The following is an 18,583-nucleotide window of genomic DNA, read 5'->3' as shown; positions in this document are numbered from 1 at the left end:
ACCAAGCGCTACATCCGATTTGTTTCAGCTTCATTTCGTGTCGATTGCAGATCAGTGTCACCGGCGTTTCAACGCCGCCTTCGATGCGTCTGCGTTCGATGGAGTTGACTATCCTCCCAAAATGATGTTCAATCAAACGAAATGGAATGATAGTTTGCATCAGAAAAATTGAAGGTCGATCCCAATGAACGCCCCACTCAATCATCCGTTGCCGCTGCTCGATCTCGACGTCTTGCGCACCTTCGTGGCGATCGCCGAGACCGGCAGTTTCACCACCGCGGCCAATGCCGTCTTCCGCACACCGTCGGCTGTTTCTATGCAGATCAAGAAGCTGGAGGACATTCTCGGCCGCTCCGTGTTTGCGCGCGACGCCCGCTCGGTGACGCTGACCACGGATGGCGAGATGCTGCTCGGCTACGCCCGCCGGCTGTTGTCGATCAACCGCGAGGTGGTGTCGAAGTTCATTATCCCCGACATTGTCGGGGTGGTGCGGCTCGGCTCGCCCGACGACTATGGCGAGCGCGTGCTGCCGCATGTGCTGAAGCGTTTTGCGCAGTCGCATCCTTCGATCGCGGTCGACGTCACCATCGACCAGAGCATCAATCTGCGCCGGCGCATGGACGACCGGGCGCTCGACATCACGCTTCTCACCAATTCCTACAAGACCAGCGCGCTCGGCGCCGAAGTGCTGCTCACCGAACCGATCGTCTGGGCCGGCGCCAAGGGCGGCTGCGCACATCTGCGCGAGCCGCTGCCGGTGTCATTGTGGGAAGAGGGCTGCGCCTGGCGGGCCGGTGCGCTCGAGGCGCTTGGGCGTGAGGGCCGCAACTACCGCGTCGCCTATATGAGTGCGCACACGGCCGGCCAGCGCGCCGCAATCATGTCCGACCTCGCGGTGGCGCCGCTGCCGAAATCGTTCCTCGGCAGCGATATGGTCGAGCTTTGCCCGAAGGACGGCATGCCTGACATCGGCACCTACAATCTGGCCATGGTGGTGGCGCCGGACGCCAGCGCGCCAGTGAAAGCCGTTGCCGACCACATCCGTGCGACTTTCGAAGTGTTCAGGGAAACCGGGAAATTTTGACTTAGGACCTCAACGGCGTAGCCAGGTTGTGAGCGGTGACGCCGCGATCCGTCCTTTGCAGCGCCAATTCGCCGGCTTTGGCATGATAGCTTTCGGTGGCGCTGGCTAAAAACGTCACGATGCTGTCCCGCGCGCGCCGCGCTTCCGGCATGTCGATCAGCGGCCAGACGTGGAACATGCCTTGCTCGTGCACGACCTCGATCTCGACACCGGCGGCACGGGCCTTTTGCGCGAAGATCAGATTGTCGGGGGTCAGCATGTCGCGCGAACCGGTCAGAAGCAGCGTTTTCGGCAACACCGAGAGGTCACCGTAAAGCGGACTGATGCGCCAGTCGCTGGGATCTATGCCGGCACTGTAGAGCCGGACTGCCTCCAGCCCGCCAGGAATTCCCAGCCACGGATCGTAGCGTTCCGCCTCGAACACTTCGGGATTGGCGAGCGACACATCGAGCCCGGGCGAAATCAGCACATGACGCCACGGCAAGGGCAGGGCGGCTTCCGCGGCCATCATGGTCAGCACCACGGCCATGTTGCCGCCGGCGGAATCGCCCATGAAGACGATGTCCTGCGCTTCCGTTTCGTCGAGCATCTGACGGTAGACCTTTCCGACCATGCCGAACATGGCGTGGAAATCGTGTTCGGGAGCAATAGGATAGATCGGCACGGTGATGCCGAAGCCCAGCCGGGCCGCCATGTCGGCGATCAATCCCCAGTGATAGGACGTGATTTGAAAGACATAGGCGCCGCCATGCAGGTAAAGGATCCGCCTTCGCTCGCCGGTCTTTGGCGCGATCTCGTACACGGGAAAGCCGTCGACGCTGTGCGTCGCGATCTCGAAACGCTGATGCAGCGATGCGGGCGGCCGATGGTTCTCCGTCGTGCGCGCGTAGGCAATCCAGCGCTGCAGGTTCTCCGGGCTGGAGAAGGCTTTCTTGCGGCTATACCTGAGCACGAAGGACACGACGTGGCTTTTGATACTGGGCATGCGGACACACGGACTTCGGCTGAGCCGACTAAGAGAACCCTTGCTATCGAAGATCGTGCCTTCGCCCAGAATGTCAAGATTTGCGCAGTCTCAACACGGCCCTGTGATCTGGCTGGCAATCAAGGCAGCATCTGGTCATGGTTCGCCGCAGCGATCAGCGTCGGGGCAGCAGTACGGCGCGCAGCCGACGGTCGCTTGCCGCCGGAGCCGGATGACGGCTCCGGCGCTTGGCCAGCAGCTTGCATTTGTCGGCGAAGGTCATCAGCGCGCCGAACCGAGAAGCAGGGTCGAGAAGGCGACCTGGGGGTCGTTGCGCGGCGACACGGGCCAGCCGATGTCCCTCTGAATTTCGGGCGGCAGGCTTTTGAGGGCCCGGACCGACCTGTTCCTGCTGTGCGCGTGCTTGATGGCCGTACCAAAGCGGCCGAGACTTTCGAACATCGACATCTTCATCTCCCTTGGAGTGCTGCGGCGGCTGAAAGTTATTATCTGCCTGCCTTTCGATGCCGGTTAAATGCGCCGCGCGTGTATCTGGTGGATTTCACGAAAAACAGCGCCTTGTTTCACTTTGGCTGATCCGGAAACATTTGCATGCAAACGAGAATGAGGGCGAAGTGCAGCTTTTTAGCAGTGGGGGCTACCCCCGGCCGCGCCGGGCGGCGTGGCCCTCGCGCGAACGACGCCGTGGGGCGGCATCGCCGGCAATGCCGTCCTCGCTGACGGTCTTGCGCGGTGGCAGTTTCACCGCCGCCGATAGTTTCGGGAACGGGTCGACCTTGTTCGGCAGCGCCATGGCGTAGACGAAGTGCTCCTGGAATTTTGGCTCCAGCGCCGTCTCGATCTTCTCGATCCGGCTCACCGTTTCCTCGATCTCGCGGCGATAACCGCGATTGAGCAGCGCCATGCGTGCACCGGCGCCGGCGGCGTTGCCGACGGCCGAGACCTTGTCGAGATCGCAGTCGGGGATCAATCCCAGCACCATGGCGTATTTCGGATCGATGAACGAGCCGAAGGCGCCGGCGAAGTGGATGCGGTCGACATGATCGGTGTGCTGCTTTTCCATCAACAGCTTGGTGCCGGCATAGAGTGCGGCTTTGGCGAGTTGGATGGCGCGCACGTCGGTCTGGGTGATGGTGATCCTCGGCTCACCCTCCTTCAGCACGTAGGAGAAGGTGCGGCCAATGGCTGTGACGCGCGGCGAGCGGGCGGAGAGCCCACCATCGACGACGCCGTCCTCGGAGATAATGCCGGCCAGGTACATCTCGGCGACCACTTCGATGATGCCGGAGCCGCAGATACCGGTGACCCCGGTCGCCTGCACGCTGTCGAGGAAGCCGGGCTCGTCGGACCACAGTTCCGAGCCGATGACGCGGTATTTCGGCTCCAGCGTGTCGGGATCGATGCGGACGCGCTCGATGGCGCCGGGCGCGGCGCGCTGGCCGCCGGAGATTTCCGCGCCCTCAAAGGCCGGACCGGTGGGCGAGGAGGCCGCCACGACCCGCTGGCGATTGCCGAGCACGATCTCGGCGTTGGTGCCGACGTCGACGATCAGCATCATCTCGTCCTGGCGGTGCGGACCTTCCGACAGCGTCACCGCCGCCGCGTCGGCGCCGACGTGGCCGGCGATGCAGGGCAGCATGTAGAGCCTAGCACCCTGGTTGAGCTTGAGGCCGATGTCCGACGCCTTTATGTGCACGGCACCCGAGACGGCCAGCGCGAAAGGTGCGCCGCCGAGTTCGGTCGGGTCGATGCCGAGGAACAGATGGTGCATGATCGGATTGCCGACGAAGACGGAATCCAGGATGTCGTTGCGCTGGACGCTGCCCTCCGCGCAAACCTTGTCGACAAGACCCGAGATCGCCTCGCGCACCGCGACCGTCATGCCTTCGCGGCCGTCCGGGTTCATCATCACATAGGAAACGCGGCTCATCAGATCCTCGCCGAAGCGGATCTGCGGGTTCGACGTACCCGACGAGGCGGCGACGCGGCCCGACAGCAGCGACACCAGATGCATGGCGATGGTGGTCGAACCGATATCGCAGGCAAGCCCGTAGGCCTCGTTCTTGAGGCCGGGCCACAACGAGATGACCCGCGCGGTCTCGCTTTCGGCATCCTTGTGGATGGCGGCGGTCGCGGTCCAGTTGCCTTTGCGCAAGATGCCTTGCACCTGCGGCAGTAGATGGAAATCGAAATCGAGGCTCTTGAGCCCCCAGTCCTTCATCAGCGCGATCTTCAGGCGATCGAGATCGCCGGATGGATTGTGCATGTCGGGCTCTTCGATCTCGACATAGCACATGTGGATTGCCGAATCGCGGGCAATGACCCTGGTGTCGGCGTCCTTGCGAATGGTCTGTGCGTTGATGACCGTATCCTGCGGCACGTCGACCACGAGATCGCCGAGGATCTGCGCCGAGCAGGACAGGCGGCGCCGTTCGGGAAGGCCGCGAACGCGTTCGTAGCGCTCCTCCTTGGCGCCCTTGGGCGAGATGTGGTCGTTGGAAGAGACGATCTTGTGTTTGGCGAAATTGCCTTCCTGCACCTCGACCTGGCAGCGCCCGCAAGTGGCGCGTCCGCCGCACACGCTCTCGACATAGACGCCGAGCTGGCGCGCGGCATCGAGCACCGGCGTGCCGACCGGAAACCGCCCGCGCTTGCCGGACGGCATGAACAGCACGAGCGGATCGGTGATGTTGGCAGGAGAGTTCACGATTGCGCGCTTATCCTCGAGCCATACGGGCTTCACGGCCACCGCGCCGGCGGCCGCCATTGCCATTGCCTTCGCCCGGCGCATTGACTTGCGTGGGCGCTGCGATCGCCTGGCCGCCTTCGGCCGGCTTGTAGTCCTTGTAGGTCCTGATCCAGTTGGTGCAGTTCTCGTCGGTGCCGTTCAGCACGTTGGCGCCGCGCACCGCTTCCATCTCCTGCGGCCGCACCGGGTTCATGATCGCCGAGGTCATGCCGGCGCCGATCACCATCGGGATGAAGGCAGCATTGATGCCGTGGCGGTGCGGCAGGCCGAACGAGATGTTTGAGAGGCCGCAGGTGGTGTTGACCTTGAGCTCTTCACGCAGCCGGCGCAGCAGCGCAAAGACCTGGCGGCCGGCGTCGCCCAGCGCGCCGATCGGCATGACCAGCGGATCGACAACGACGTCATGCGCCGGAATGCCGAAATCGGCGCAGCGCTCGACGATCTTCTTGGCGACGGCGAAGCGCACATCCGGATCCATCGAAATGCCTGTCTCGTCATTGGAGATGGCGACAACCGGAACATTGTATTTCTTGACCAGCGGCAGGATGGCTTCGAGCTTTTCTTCCTCGCCGGTGACGGAGTTGACCAGCGGCCGGCCTTTGGCGACCTTGAGCGCCGCCTCGATCGCCGCGGTCACCGAACTGTCGATCGACAGCGGCAGGTCGACCAGGCCCTGCACGATCTCCAGCGTCTGCACCAGCAGCGCCGGCTCGGTGGCGTTGGGATCGACGGCGGTGACTCCGGCATTGACGTCGAGCATGGTCGCGCCGCAGGCGGCCTGTTCCAGCGCGTCTTTTATGACTGTCTCAAAATTACCCGCGATCATCTCGGCGGCGAGCTTCTTTCGCCCGGTTGGATTGATGCGCTCACCGATCACGCAGAAGGGCTGATCGAAGCCGATAATGATTTCTCGTGTCGCCGAGGCGACGATCGTCCGGGTCATGAAATCTCTCCCTCATGATATAAAGACTTCTTTATATCGTTTCTGATTTCGATCAAGCGAATGGTGACCCGTCCGCGCCATCAATGCGCGGTCTTGACCATGTCGACCTGCGTTTCGGTGATCTCGTCGTGCAATATGTGGTCGAGCCGCTCGGCGACGAGCTGGTCGTCGCGGCGGATTTCGCGTTTCCAGGGCTGGCGGCCCTTCAGCACGCCCGATTCATCGACGATCTCGGCGACGTATTCCTCCTGCCGATAAGCCATCACATGGACGCCGGAGACGCCGGGAATTTCTTTCACCTCGTTGATGATGTCGATGCAGAGCTGCTTGCCTTCCTTCTTCTGGTCCTGGGCGCCTTCCAGCCGCTTGACGATCGAATCGGGGATATGGATGCCCGGCACGTTGGAGCGGATCCATTTGGCCGTCTTGGCCGAGGCCAGCGGCCCGACGCCACACAGGATGAAGCATTTTTCCGTAAAACCGAGATCGCGGACCTGCTGCATGTAGGTGCGGAACATCGGCACGTCGAAGCAGTACTGGCTCTGCACGAACTGCGCGCCGGCGGCGATCTTCTTGCCCAGCCGGTAGGGGCGGAAATCGATCGGTGGCGCGAAAGGGTTGATCGCCGCGCCGAGGAAAAGCTGAGGCGGCGTCGTCAGCTTGCGGCCGGACAGGAACTTGCCGTTGTCGCGCATGATGCGGCAGGTTTCCAGGAGCGACATGCAGTCGAGATCGAATACCGGCTTGGCGCCTGGCTGGTCGCCGGCCTGCACGCCGTCGCCGGTCAGGCACAGCATGTTGGCGACGCCCATCGCCGCCCCGCCCAGCACGTCGCCCTGGATGGCGATGCGGTTCCTGTCGCGGCAGGCGATCTGCATGATCGGGGCATAGCCCATGCGGGTCAGCAGCGCACAGATGCCGACCGACGACATGTGGCAGTTGGCGCCCGAGGCGTCGACGGCGTTGATGGCGTCGACCCAGCCGTCGAAGATTTTGGCGCGGTTGTAGACGTCTTCCGGATCGGCGCTGTCGGGCGGGTTGAGCTCGGTCGTCACCGCGAACTCGCCGCGCCTCAGGACGCGCTCCAGCCGGCCGCGCGAGGTGTGGCCGGGCAGCGGGTCGAGCGGCAGATGGATGCCGGCCGGGTTCTCGTCGGGCTGGCGGCCGATCATGCCAGTGCGCCGGGGTTAGCAGAGTTGCGCGCGGCTTCACGGGCGGCGGCGGCCTGTGCGGTCACCCGCAGCCATGCCGAGGTCTCGCGCAGCGACTGGTCGACCGGCTTCTGCACGTCGAGGATCTTGTCGCCATGCACCATGTTTCGCGAACCTTCCCAGGCCTTGACCCAGACGCACGGCATATCAGGCTCGACCTCGCAATTGCCGTTGGCGCGCACGCCGCCGCAAGGGCCGTTGCGCAATTGCTTGGGGCAATTCATCGGGCACGACATGCCGGTCGAAGAAAGGATGCACTGACCGCACATGCGGCAGTCGAACATAAAGCCCTTGACGCGTCTTTCGACGAATTTGATCGGACCTTCGACGCGGCCGTAACCGATGCGCTTCCACAGCGGATGGAGGAGCAAAAACGTGTCGGAGAATCTGGCGTAGAACCATTCGAGCAGTCGCGAGTGGCGGACGGACCACAGCCTGACCGCGAACGAACGCTGCACGCGCCGCTGCGGCGACACGTCGGCCGGCTTGTAGTCGGATTTTGGCGCTGCCTTCTTGACCAGAGTGGCCTGGGTAATCGCCGGGGTCGTTTCAGACATCTTCTTTTCCGCCCGCCTTGACCAGAGCGACCAGCCGTTCGCGGTCGTATTTCGCGTCGATGTCCTGAAGGGCCTTTTCCGCCTCGGCTTCAAGATCGTCGCTGACCGGCACCGGGTCGGCCTTGCGCCATTCGGCCAGGTAGTCGTCGGTGCCGCCGGCGCCGGTGCGCATCGCGCTCATGTCGATCGCCTCGGTAAAGCGCAGCGGCAGTTCGCGCTTGGCGTTCTGCCGGCCTTTCCTAACGATGACCTGGGCGGGGATGTCGCGCCAGTAGACGACGATCAGATCGGCCATGAATTCCTGCTCCCGTAGAGCGCTCTGCGTCCAATCGGATGGACAAAGGACGCTCTACCACTTTGACTCAGCTGCACCGTGCTTTCCGGAGTCGATCTTCGGGCCGATGCAGTGGTTCCGAGCATTGCCGGAAGCGCTGTTGGGCTGCTTGTTATGGGACGACGCGCGCGCATTCAAAAGCGACGAAATTGGAGGCCGCAAAAGGAAACGCGAGAATTTTCGATGCTTGGCTTGGTTACGATCAGCCGGCGCGACGATCGAAGCTGCCGACAAGCTTCCTGTGGAAGCGGACATAGCCTCGCTCGGTCGTGCGCAGATGTTCGGCGACAATCTGATGGAAACGCGGCAGGCGGTGAAAGGGAACGGCCGGATAGGAGTGATGTTCGGAATGGTAGGGCATGTTCCACGCCACGAAGCGCACTAGTCTTGTGGTAAAGGTGGTGCGGGTGTTTTCGAGCATGTTGGCGACATGCGGGCAGAGCGCGTGCTCGGCCAGCAGATAGGCCCGCAAGAAGGGCTGGCCGACCAGCACCGGTACGATCCACACCCACAGCAACAGCGCCCACTGCACGGCCAGCGAGGCCGCCAGCAGCACTGCATAAACGATCAGGAACCAACGTGCTTCCGAAATCACCTTGTCGCGGCCCTTTTCCGGCACGAAGCCGTCGCGGTTGCGGCCGGCGGCGTTGGTAACGACGACGCGCGCCATGCCGGTCCAGTAAGGGATCCCGGAGAGATAGCGCAGGTACTGAGCTATGGACTCCGGTTTTGGGGCCATCAGTTCGGGGTCGTTGTCCGGATCGTGTGTGTGGCGGTGGTGCGCGAAATGGAAATAACGGAACCATGCCGGCGGCAGCAGGATCAGGAAGCCGGTCACGGTGGCGATGGCGCGATTGAGCCACGGCGTCCTGAAGGCCGTTTCGTGGACGGTCTCGTGCAACAGCGTGAAGAAAAAGACGATCAGGATTCCCAGCGGCAGCATGAGAACCGGCCAGAACGGAATGCGGGAGGCGATCAGCGCACCCAGCACGACAACCAGCCCGCCGTGAACAGCCAGCCGGACAATGCCGGGCCTGTCCAGTTTGGCGGTGAGGTCGCGACGATCCTCGACCGAAAGGCTGGCGATGATGGTGCGGTGGTCGATTTCGCTCATAATGGCCAAGCTTATCGCCGGGGCGCTGTCCGGTAAATCGGCGCTCGTTGCCAGACGCCGGTTTTTACGCCGGTCCAGAGTTAGAAACAGATCGTCGGATGATACCACTGTTTCGAGGCCAGGCCGGGATATGATATGGCAAGCTTGCGGCTGCGCATCCCTGAACGCCTCGATGCAGATGTCGCGTGAGAATGCCGCCTGCCGCAGCGCGTAGCTTGAAATCGTATCGGCCTGCCTCAGGCTTGCCGCGCACCTGCCGCAGCACGCCGCAAGCTAGGAATCGCGGGCTCAGCGTTTGAATTCGAGGATGTCGAGCTTCGATTCGTAGTAGGGGGCCGGGAACTCGATGCGCCATTCATTGACGCTGTTGCAAAGGCATAGCCGATCTGGTCGCTTTGCGGGCCGCTACCATAGGGTTTTGCGGGATCGTCATTGACGGAAAGCGAGCCGAGATAGATCGAGCGCTGTTCGCCGTCGTCGAAGAAACGCCCCTCGGTGCGCTGCGAACCGGCGATTTTTTCCAGCATTCAGCCCGAACCATCGTCGCTCACTTTGCACTTGAACCAGCCATAGATGACGAGCGGGCTCAGCCCGCCGGCCTTGATGGTACGGCACTGCCAGTTGCCGGTCAGGTCCTTGTCGGAAAACGAGACCAACGGCTTTGCCAGCAAGGCGTCGAGCCGCTTGACATCGGCGGCGTCGCCAGCCCTGGCTTCGTCAAGGGCTGCCTTGCGCGTCTCGTCATATTTGTCGAGCCGCACCTTGTCGGCGGGCGTGATCAGCTTCTGCACCTCGCCATCGGCGAGCGCGGGCAGGGCGAAGCAGAAAACGCCTGCGGCAATCAAGAGGCGAGCGATCATCGGTGCGTTTCCCGGTCGACGGCTGGAACAGCCTGTTTTCTCGTTTGGCATACAACTTACCCGTTCGCGGCCGCCTGTCATCCGTGCTTAACAGCGATCAGGTTAAAACTCGTGGTTTCACCGATGCGGATCTTGCTTACGGGTCGTCAGGCTGGCTGGGCAGCGCGCTCGCGCCGCGCCTGCGGGCCCTTGGCCATGACGTCATCGGGCTAGATCCGGTCCCGTCGGCGCAAACGCAGATGATCGGCTCGGTCGCCGACCGTGATCTGGTGATGCGGACGGTCGGGGAAAACCGCATCGAGGCGATCGTCCACAGCGGCGCACTGCACAAACCTGATATCGAACTCCACCGCAATGAGGATTTCATCGAGACGAATGTGCGCGGCACGCTCAACCTGCTCGACGCGGCGGTGGTGTCAGGCGTTCAGCGCTTCGTCTTCACGTCGACGACCTCGCTGATGATCTCGAAAGCCATACGCGCCGGCCTCACCGGCGGTGCGCGCAAGGCCGCCTGGCTGACGGAAGACATGTCGCCCGAGCCGCGCAACATCTACGGCGTAACCAAGCTTTCGGCCGAACATCTTTGCCGCCTCTATCACATCCAGTCCGGACTGCCGGCGATCGTGCTGCGCACCGCCCGGTTCTTTCCCGAAGCAGACGACATGGCGCATGCGATCGAGCAGTCGGACGCCAACACCAAGGCCAATGAGCTGTTGTTCCGCCGGCTGACCGTGGAGGATGCCGCCGAGGCCCATGTCGCGGCACTGGAGAAGGCGCCGCAACTGGGCTTCGATATCTTCATCGTCTCGGCGCCAACGCCGTTCCAGCCCAATGATTGCGAGGCATTGATCGCCGACGCCCCGTCAGTCGTGGCGCGTTATTTTCCGGAGTTCCCGGCGCTCTATGCGCGAAAAGGCTGGACGATGTTTTCCTCGATCGATCGTGTCTACGACGCCTCACGGGCGCGGGACAGGCTGGGCTTCGTCTGCAAGACGAGCTTTGCCGCTGTGCTCGCCGGGCTTGCAGCGGAAGAAGGAGCCGCCTGATCGAACGGTCAGCCGTGTCCGGCGGCGCTGGCCAGCTCCGTCGTCAGGTCGCCATAGCCGGTCGAGCGGCGCTCATAGGCGAGGCCGAGCATTTTCGCGGCTTTCGCGGCGACCTTGTCGAGTTCCGGATCATCGGTCTGGGCGATATAGACCAGCTTCTGGTAATTGCCGAAATAGTCCTTGATGAGCTCCGGATGCCGATCGAGGCCGAGCGGCTTCATGAAGAAGGCGTCGAACTGCCGGCACAGGAAGTCGGTCATGTAGAACGACATCATGTCGTCGTCGGCGATCTTCGCATAGGCATCCATACCCTGGTAGAAGGCAAAGCAATGCGGGCCGGCCATGCGCTCGACGCCATGCTTCTCGCAGACACGGTCAAGCAGGCCGCCGGTGCCGCAATCGGCGTAGCCGACGAAGATGTTTCTGTAGCCGTCCGCCTTGGCCTTTTCGATCGCCTTGTCCATGGCCGGCGCGATGCGGTCCGGGTAGAAATGGAACTCCGCCGGCAGGCAGGTCAGGTCGATATGGTCGAGCCCGAGCTGCGCCTTGACGGCCAGAACTTCGCGCGCAATCATCCCGCAAGCGATGACAAGCAGCCTGTCGCCTTGATCGGGTTGTAGTTTTCGCATGGCGCCCATAGAAGCGGGTTTCGTTGCTATTGGATTCGAATCTATCGAACAAGGGAGACACCGTCCATGAAACTGTTGCGCCTAACACCCATCGCCATTCTCGCTTGCGCCCTGGCACTTTCGGCCTGCGCCAACACCGTCCGCGGCGTCGGCAGGGACGTCAAATCGACAGCCAACGCGGTCGAGGATACGGTCGAAAATCCCTGATCCCGCGACATCAACAAGGCGCATCGCTACAGATAGTTCAAGCGATGCGCGTTAGTCCTTGTATTGGAACAACAAAGCCGCGCCGCAAGGCACGCTTCGGCCTGTTGTCCATGCCGAATTCACGGAGATGAGAGGCTGAAGCGCGGGCTTGGTGTCCACCTACGGGAGGCACGAAAAGTTGACTTCTCGAATTCGGGACATGCCGGTAATCTTTCCCTGTACCTCAACAACGAAGATAGGAGCATAGGATGAAGACCGCTCTCTTAGTTGTCGCCGCTCTGGGCCTTTCGGTGTCCGGCGCCGCAGCGGAATGTGTTGGCCACAACAAAACGACGGCTTCCGTAGATCAGCAAACCAAAGCGGCAAGCGTAGATCAGCAAACCAAGGTCGCAAGCGTAGATCAGCAAACCAAGGTCGCAAGCGTCGCGAATACAACCGCCGACACGCCGATCCTGAAGGAAGAGGCGAAAGAATCAGAATAGCCGCTTCTATCGCCTAAACGCTCCGAGCCAGGCTTGCCGTGCTCAACTTCCCGTTCAAAGGTTGCGACATGCCGGCGTCACGAGCCGCATCGGCCTGCGTCATAGCATAAGTACGGGCTTCCGTACTTATGCTCCTGTTCTTCTCCTCGTCAGCTCAGGCCGAAGCGCGGACGTTGTGCTTGCGCTTCATGAAGTCTTTGGCGGTCTCGACTGCCACGGCTGCGTCGCGGCAATAGGCGTCGGCGCCGACGGCTTTGCCGAATTCCTCGTTGAGCGGGGCGCCGCCGACCAGCACGACGTAGTCGTCGCGGATGCCCTTTTCCTTCATCGTGTCGATGACGACCTTCATGTAGGGCATCGTCGTCGTCAGCAGCGCCGACATGCCGATGATGTCGGGCTGGTGCTGTTCGATGGCGTCGAGATATTTTTCCACCGCATTGTTGATGCCGAGGTCGATGACGTCGAAGCCGGCGCCCTCCATCATCATGCCGACAAGGTTCTTGCCGATGTCGTGGATGTCGCCCTTGACGGTGCCGATCACCATCTTGCCCTGCTTCGGCGCGCCGGTGGCTACAAGCAACGGACGCAGGATGAACATGCCCGCCTTCATCGCGTTGGCCGACAACAGCACTTCCGGCACGAACAGGATGCCGTCGCGAAAATCCTCGCCGACGATGCGCATGCCTTCGACCAGTGCCTCGGTCAGCACCTTGTAAGGCGCCCAGCCGCGCTCGAGAAGGATGTTGGTGCCTTCCTCGATCTCTTCCTTCAGCCCGTCATAAAGGTCGTCATGCATCTGCTGCACGAGTTCGTCGTCGGAAAGCTCGGAAAGGATGATCTCGTCGTCGGCCATTTTTAATCCAGCTCCTTGCCGCACAGATGCAATTGCGGGGCCTCAAATATCACGTCAATACCTAACCCGCTACAGGCTTGCGTCCATAGCTGATTTGCGACTTCCCGCAAAAGGAAAGCGACTGCAAATCTATTGGAATTCTTGTCGATTTTGCGACAGGCGTTGGCGCTGGCGGGCCGTTTCGAATAGGGTGCATGACTACGATCCGGCCAGAAGCCGCGATATGCGGCCGTAATAATTGCGCCAGAACAAAGTCAGGGAAGAACGATCATGAGTGAGAACGCGCCGGTCGACCAGGAAGCGTCAAACGCGCGGCGCGGACGCGCCGCCAGCGGTGGCGCCGCTGCCCGGCGGGCGGCGCGCTCAGGTGGCGGCCCCGGCACCCAGCTGACCTACATCAAGCGCAAGATCAACGTCTATGAGGTGCTGGACGAGGAAGGGCTGGCACTGATCGAGCAGAACACCGACACGGTGCTCGAAGAGATCGGCATCATCTTTCGCGACGACGCCGAGGCGCTGCAGCTGTGGAAAGAGGCCGGCGCCGACGTCAAGGGCGAGCACGTGCACTTTCCGAAGGGGCTCTGCCGCTCACTTTTGAAAACCGCGCCGTCCGTCTATACCCAGCATGCCCGCAATGCCGAACGCTCGGTGCACATCGGTGGTAACGCCACGGTGTTCGCACCGGTCTACGGCCCGCCCTTCGTGCGCGACCTCGACGGCGTCAGGCGCTATGCGACGATCGAGGATTTCCAGAATTTCGTGAAGCTCGCCTATATGGCACCGTCGATCCACCATTCGGGCGGCACGGTGTGCGAGCCGGTCGACGTGCCGGTCAACAAGCGCCATCTCGACATGATCTACAGCCACATCAAATATTCGGACAAGCCGTTCATGGGCTCGGTCACCGCGCCGGAGCGCGCCGAAGACACGGTGGCGATGGCCAAGATCGTGTTCGGCGACGATTTCGTCGAGAACAACACGGTGCTGACCAGCCTGATCAACGCCAATTCGCCGATGGTGTTCGACGAGACCATGCTGGGGGCGCTGAAAGTCTATTCGCGCCACAACCAGGCCTGTATCGTGACGCCGTTCATCCTCGCCGGCGCGATGAGCCCGGTGACGGTCGCTGGCACGCTGACCCAGGTTCTGGCCGAAGTGCTGGCTGGCGCGTCGTTCACGCAGCTGATCCGGCCGGGCGCACCGGTGCTGTTCGGCACCTTCGCCTCGTCGATCTCGATGCAGTCGGGCGCGCCGACCTTCGGCACGCCGGAACCGTCGCTGGTTTCCTATGGCGCGGCGCAGCTCGCCCGCCGGCTTGGCCTGCCGTTCCGCACCGGCGGCTCGCTCTGCGCCTCGAAAATCCCGGACGCGCAGGCGGCCTATGAGAGCGCCAACACGCTGAACTCGACGATCCTCGCCGGCACCAATTTCGTGCTGCATTCGGCCGGCTGGCTCGAGGGCGGGCTCGCCTCCTGCTACGAAAAGTTCATGATGGACATCGACCAACTCGGCATGACGCAGAAGTTCTCCGAAGGCGTCGACCTGTCGGAAAACGGCCAGGCGATGGATGCCATCCGCCAGGTCGGCCCGGGCAGCCACTATCTCGGCTGCGATCATACGCAGGCCAATTTCCAGACGGCCTTCTACCGTTCCAACATCGCCGACAACAATTCCTACGAGCAGTGGCTGGCCGAGGGCGAAAAAACCGCGCCGCAGCGCGCCAACGAACTCGCCCGCCGCTGGCTGGAAAGCTACGAGGCGCCGCACCTCGATCAGGGCATCGACGATGGGCTGAAGGACTTCATCGCCAGCAAGAAGGCGTCGATGGCCGACGCCTTCACCTGAAAGGAGCCCGAGTCAGGCGGGGCTAAAGTCGCCAACATCATCCACAAGGAAGTCTGGCGGAGCGCCTTCTCCGAGCCGGACAGGAAGGGGTGACTCCTGCGCCCAGCATGGTCGAAGATATAGCGAAGGCGCTTTCCGCTCATGGCCTCATCCTGCGCGGCGGCTTCAATTTTGCAGGCGGTGATGAAACACCCTCCGGTCTCTCCGGTGCTTCTGCCGGATCCGTGCTGCTGGTGGGGCAGGCGGGCGCCGCGCCATGGCCGCATTTCCTGCGCTGGCGGGAAGGCCAATCGGGGCTCATCGCCAATCCGCTCGACACATGGTCGCGCGAAGTGATCGGCGCAGTGGCGAACGACTTCGGCGCGCGTGCCGTGTCACCGTCCGACAGGCCGTATCTGCCGTTCCAGCAATGGGCGATGCGGGCGGAGGGGCTGAAGCCGTCGCCGCTCGGCATCCTCATGCATCCGCAATACGGACTCTGGCACGCCTATCGCGGCGCGCTGCTGTTCGAGGTCGAAATAGCGCTTCACGAACCCCGCGGCGTGATTCACCTTTGCGATGCATGTGTCGACAAACCTTGCCTGAAAACCTGCCCGGTCAACGCCTATTCTGTTGACGGTTTCGCGCACAAAGCCTGTCTGGCGCATGTGCGCGGGCAAAACGGCGCGCCTTGCCGAACCGGCGGTTGTCTCGACCGCAACGCCTGTCCTTACGGTGCGGCCTATCGCTATCCGCCACAGGTTCAAGCCTTCCACATGGCCGCGTTCGCGGGCCTGTAGCGTCGCCAAATGGCGCACGAATTTGCGGGTTGCCTCATTGCGACTTGCCCTGTTGGCCTGCGCGACCGTGGTCGTCGTCTGACGGTCGACAAAAAATTCTTTCCATTGCCCAAGGAATCGCCACTAGCCTTCGTCCAACAGGCAAATGATGGCGATGATGCTGGACGAAAGCGAAGCCTCCGACGCCGAGCTGATCGGGCGGGCGCAGGGCGGGGACAGGGGGGCTTTCGGCAAATTGCTCGAAAGGCACTATGACTTCATCTATCGCGCCGCCTATCGCTGGTGCGGGAAAAAGGCCGACGCCGAGGATATCGCCCAGGAAGTCTGCGTCCGGCTCGGCCGGGCGATCCGCGACTATCATGGCAGCGGCGCCTTCACCACCTGGCTCTACACCATGACGCTGAATGCGGCACGCGACATGATGCGCAAGACCGTCCGCGAGGCGATCAAGACCGAAGCCTACGGGGCCTACGAGCTGATCTGGGGAGAGGCCCCGGCCGAGCCCGAAGATCCAGCCGAGGCGCTTTGGGCGGCGGTGCGGATGCTACCGGACAAGCAGCGCGACGCGGTGCTGCTCGTCTATGGCGAAGGGCTGAGCCACGCACTCGCTTCCGAGGCGATGGGCATCTCGGAGACGACGGTTTCCTGGCACATCCATGAAGCGAAGAAACGGTTGAAGACGCTTATGCTTTCAGCCGGGGAAGTGTGATCATGGTCGAAGACAACGAACTCAACAGGCTGCGCGGCATCGCAGCACCGGCACCGGGCACCGACGCGAAGACGCGTGCCTTCGAGGCCGCCATGCGGGCTTACGACCTGGACGAAATAACTTCACCTGCCGCCCAAGGAACTGCGAAAGGGCTTCGTCTCACAGAGCGAGCACAAAAGCTCTGGAGCGAGATCATGCAAAAGAAACACTTCGCCACCCCGGCCATTGCCGGGCTCGTCGCCCTGCCGATCGCCGGATACGCCACGATCTACATGCTGCAGGAGCAGCCGTTCCCTTCCGGTGGGGACGAGAAGATCACCGAAACGCTGGCCGATAGACCGCTGGCTAAAGATCCGGCCACGGTGAGGCCGCTCACCGTGGCCGAGGCCGACAAACCGAAGAAAGCCGATGCCGACGCCGAAAGCCGCGACGCAGCCGAGGCGCTTGCCCCGGCATCGCCGAAGCCACAATCAGCTGCCGCCGGCGGCTTGGCAAGGCAGGGTGCGCCGACCGGCAATGCGCCTCCGCCGGCGGCGAGCGCCGAGTTCGCACAGGACGGCGGCGCAAGCGCCCCAGCGGTCAAGGGTATGGCCGGCACAACAGCCGAATCCAAACTCATGGTGCAGCCGCCTGCCGCTATGCCGGCCGACCAGATGCTGCCGCAAGAGCAAAACCGCGACCGCGTCGAGGACTTCAAGAGCAATCCGGTGCGTGCCGCGCTCGAAGACCCGGTGTCGACCTTCTCGATCGATGTCGACACGGCCTCCTATACCTTCGTGCGGCGTTCGCTCAGGGAAGGTGTTGTGCCGCAGGCCGACACGGTCCGCGTCGAGGAGATGATCAACTACTTCCCCTATGACTGGAAAGGACCGGACTCTGCCTCGATCCCGTTCAACTCGACCGTCAGCGTCATGCCGACGCCGTGGAACGAGCACACCAGGCTGATGCATTTCGCCATCAAGGGTTTCGACGCCAAGCCGGCTGAGCAGCCCAAGGCCAATCTGGTCTTCCTGATCGACGTGTCGGGCTCGATGAACGAGCAGGATAAGTTGCCGCTCCTGCGGTCGGCCTTCCGGCTGCTGGTCAACAAGTTGAAGCCCGACGACACCGTCTCCATCGTCACCTATGCGGGCGATGCCGGCACTGTCCTGGAGCCGACGAAGGTTTCGGAGAAGGACAAGATTCTCAATGCCATCGACACGTTGGCGCCCGGCGGCAGCACGGCCGGCGAGGCGGGTATCAGGCAAGCCTATCGGCTGGCGCAGAAATCCTTTGTCAACGACGGGATCAATCGGGTGATGCTCGCCACGGACGGCGACTTCAATGTCGGCCAGACCGACGACGACGAACTGAAGCGATTGATCGAAAAGGAGCGTAAGACCGGGGTATTCCTGTCGGTGTTCGGTTTCGGTCGCGGCAATCTGAACGATCAGATGATGCAGACCATCGCCCAGAACGGCAACGGCACCGCCGCCTATATCGATACTTTGGCCGAGGCGGAGAAGGTGCTGGTCGAGGATGCGTCCTCGACGCTGTTCACCATCGCCAAGGACGTGAAGATCCAGGTCGAGTTCAACCCGCAAAAAGTCTCGGAATACCGGCTGATCGGCTACGAGACCCGCGCCTTGAACCGCGAGGATTTCAACAACGACCGCGTCGACGCCGGCGAGATCGGCTCCGGCCATTCGGTCACCGCGATCTACGAGATCACGCCGAAAGGCAGCGGCGGCGAGCAAATCGATCCGCTGCGCTACGGCCAGGCCGCAGTGAACAATGGCGGCATCGCCAATGCCGACGAATATGCGTTCGTCAAGGTCCGCTACAAGTTGCCAAATGAGGATGGCTCGAAGCTGATCGCCACGCCGGTGACATCGGCCAATGAAGTGGCTGATTTCGACCAGGCCAGCACTGACCAGCGTTTCTCCGTTGCCGTCGCGGCCTTCGGCCAGAAGCTGCGCGACGAGGATGCGACCGCGAAGTTCGGCTACGACAAGATCATGGAGATTGCCACTGCCGCCCGGGGAGCCGACCCGTTTGGCTACCGGTCCGAGTTCCTCTCGCTGGTGCGCCTCGCCTCAGCACTCGGCGGTAACCGGTAGTGGGTGTGACGGCCGGTTTTCCTCAGATGGGATCGCCTGATACGGGAAACCGACCTACGGGCGGGTGAGGCAGGCCGGCAGGGGAAACCTTGCCGGC

General features: G+C 62.5%; 17 protein-coding genes and 2 pseudogenes. 8 read left to right on the top strand and 11 right to left on the bottom strand.

Going from position 1 to position 18,583, the window contains the following annotated elements; all coding sequences use genetic code 11:
* The first annotated feature begins 184 nt into the window (after nt 1-184).
* Entirely contained in the window at nt 185-1,084 is a 900-nt protein-coding gene (locus NMG70_RS21760) for a LysR substrate-binding domain-containing protein (protein WP_254021926.1), read from the top strand.
* 1 nt (nt 1,085) lies between these two features.
* Here NMG70_RS21760 and NMG70_RS21755 read toward each other — a convergent pair whose 3' ends face one another.
* The 9 genes and pseudogenes from NMG70_RS21755 to NMG70_RS21715 form a co-directional block, all read right to left on the bottom strand.
* Nucleotides 1,086-2,069 (bottom strand): alpha/beta hydrolase, encoded by a 984-nt coding sequence (locus NMG70_RS21755; protein WP_254026428.1) that lies wholly within the window; start codon nt 2,067-2,069, stop codon nt 1,086-1,088.
* 261 nt (nt 2,070-2,330) lie between these two features.
* Complete coding sequence (locus NMG70_RS21750; RefSeq protein ID WP_254026427.1) at nt 2,331-2,516, bottom strand: hypothetical protein; 186 nt, start codon at nt 2,514-2,516, stop codon at nt 2,331-2,333.
* Between the two features lie 190 nt (nt 2,517-2,706).
* A complete protein-coding gene (locus NMG70_RS21745; protein WP_254026548.1) occupies nt 2,707-4,836 on the bottom strand; it encodes an ASKHA domain-containing protein in 2,130 nt (709 codons plus the stop codon).
* Nucleotides 4,787-5,761 carry a methyltetrahydrofolate cobalamin methyltransferase gene (locus NMG70_RS21740; RefSeq protein WP_202367176.1) on the bottom strand — a complete coding sequence of 325 codons (975 nt, stop codon included), beginning with the start codon at nt 5,759-5,761 and terminating at the stop codon, nt 4,787-4,789. The genes NMG70_RS21745 and NMG70_RS21740 overlap by 50 nt, the downstream gene beginning before the upstream one ends.
* 80 nt (nt 5,762-5,841) lie before the next feature.
* Nucleotides 5,842-6,933 carry a methylenetetrahydrofolate reductase gene (locus NMG70_RS21735; RefSeq protein ID WP_254026426.1) on the bottom strand — a complete coding sequence of 364 codons (1,092 nt, stop codon included), beginning with the start codon at nt 6,931-6,933 and terminating at the stop codon, nt 5,842-5,844.
* The gene (locus tag NMG70_RS21730; RefSeq protein WP_254026425.1) at nt 6,930-7,529 is read right to left on the bottom strand and encodes a methylenetetrahydrofolate reductase C-terminal domain-containing protein; all 600 of its coding nucleotides are present in this window, start codon (nt 7,527-7,529) and stop codon (nt 6,930-6,932) included. The genes NMG70_RS21735 and NMG70_RS21730 overlap by 4 nt, the downstream gene beginning before the upstream one ends.
* Nucleotides 7,522-7,824 carry a virulence factor gene (locus NMG70_RS21725; protein WP_254021933.1) on the bottom strand — a complete coding sequence of 101 codons (303 nt, stop codon included), beginning with the start codon at nt 7,822-7,824 and terminating at the stop codon, nt 7,522-7,524. The genes NMG70_RS21730 and NMG70_RS21725 overlap by 8 nt, the downstream gene beginning before the upstream one ends.
* Nucleotides 7,825-8,065: 241 nt before the next feature.
* Nucleotides 8,066-8,977, bottom strand: coding sequence for a fatty acid desaturase family protein (locus tag NMG70_RS21720; RefSeq protein ID WP_254026547.1), 912 nt, complete (start codon nt 8,975-8,977; stop codon nt 8,066-8,068).
* A gap of 288 nt (nt 8,978-9,265) precedes the next feature.
* A pseudogene (locus NMG70_RS21715) lies at nt 9,266-9,837 on the bottom strand (DUF4893 domain-containing protein).
* 123 nt (nt 9,838-9,960) lie between these two features.
* Between NMG70_RS21715 and NMG70_RS21710 the strand changes: the two are divergent.
* Nucleotides 9,961-10,883: pseudogene (locus NMG70_RS21710) on the top strand (NAD-dependent epimerase/dehydratase family protein).
* Nucleotides 10,884-10,891: 8 nt separating this feature from the next.
* Here NMG70_RS21710 and NMG70_RS21705 read toward each other — a convergent pair.
* Nucleotides 10,892-11,521 carry a DUF1638 domain-containing protein gene (locus NMG70_RS21705; protein WP_254026423.1) on the bottom strand — a complete coding sequence of 210 codons (630 nt, stop codon included), beginning with the start codon at nt 11,519-11,521 and terminating at the stop codon, nt 10,892-10,894.
* Between the two features lie 57 nt (nt 11,522-11,578).
* Between NMG70_RS21705 and NMG70_RS21700 the strand changes: the two genes are divergently transcribed.
* Entirely contained in the window at nt 11,579-11,719 is a 141-nt protein-coding gene (locus NMG70_RS21700) for an EncA/B family entericidin (protein ID WP_254026422.1), read from the top strand.
* Nucleotides 11,720-11,967: 248 nt separating this feature from the next.
* Nucleotides 11,968-12,201: a hypothetical protein gene (locus tag NMG70_RS21695; RefSeq protein WP_254026421.1), complete on the top strand. Its 234-nt coding sequence runs from the start codon at nt 11,968-11,970 to the stop codon at nt 12,199-12,201.
* 154 nt (nt 12,202-12,355) lie between these two features.
* On the opposite strand, the gene NMG70_RS21690 is transcribed toward NMG70_RS21695, so the two are convergent.
* Nucleotides 12,356-13,054 (bottom strand): corrinoid protein, encoded by a 699-nt coding sequence (locus NMG70_RS21690; protein ID WP_095494578.1) that lies wholly within the window; start codon nt 13,052-13,054, stop codon nt 12,356-12,358.
* Nucleotides 13,055-13,324: 270 nt separating this feature from the next.
* Here NMG70_RS21690 and NMG70_RS21685 point away from each other — a divergent pair, with 270 nt between their 5' ends.
* The 4 genes from NMG70_RS21685 (at nt 13,325) to NMG70_RS21670 (ending at nt 18,486) form a co-directional block, all read left to right on the top strand.
* Nucleotides 13,325-14,899, top strand: a complete 1,575-nt coding sequence (locus NMG70_RS21685; protein ID WP_254026420.1) for a trimethylamine methyltransferase family protein — start codon at nt 13,325-13,327, stop codon at nt 14,897-14,899.
* A gap of 107 nt (nt 14,900-15,006) precedes the next feature.
* Complete coding sequence (locus NMG70_RS21680; protein WP_254026419.1) at nt 15,007-15,678, top strand: hypothetical protein; 672 nt, start codon at nt 15,007-15,009, stop codon at nt 15,676-15,678.
* A gap of 148 nt (nt 15,679-15,826) precedes the next feature.
* Nucleotides 15,827-16,387, top strand: coding sequence for an RNA polymerase sigma factor (locus NMG70_RS21675; protein ID WP_254026418.1), 561 nt, complete (start codon nt 15,827-15,829; stop codon nt 16,385-16,387).
* 2 nt (nt 16,388-16,389) lie between these two features.
* Nucleotides 16,390-18,486 (top strand): VWA domain-containing protein, encoded by a 2,097-nt coding sequence (locus tag NMG70_RS21670; protein ID WP_254026417.1) that lies wholly within the window; start codon nt 16,390-16,392, stop codon nt 18,484-18,486.
* The last annotated feature ends 97 nt before the right edge of the window (nt 18,487-18,583 follow it).

This window comes from Mesorhizobium ventifaucium (genome assembly GCF_935822925.1).
Taxonomy (GTDB): domain Bacteria; phylum Pseudomonadota; class Alphaproteobacteria; order Rhizobiales; family Rhizobiaceae; genus Mesorhizobium; species Mesorhizobium ventifaucium.
The sequence above is the reverse complement of the archived record's forward strand: the minus strand, read 5'-3'. Positions and strand labels throughout refer to the sequence as shown.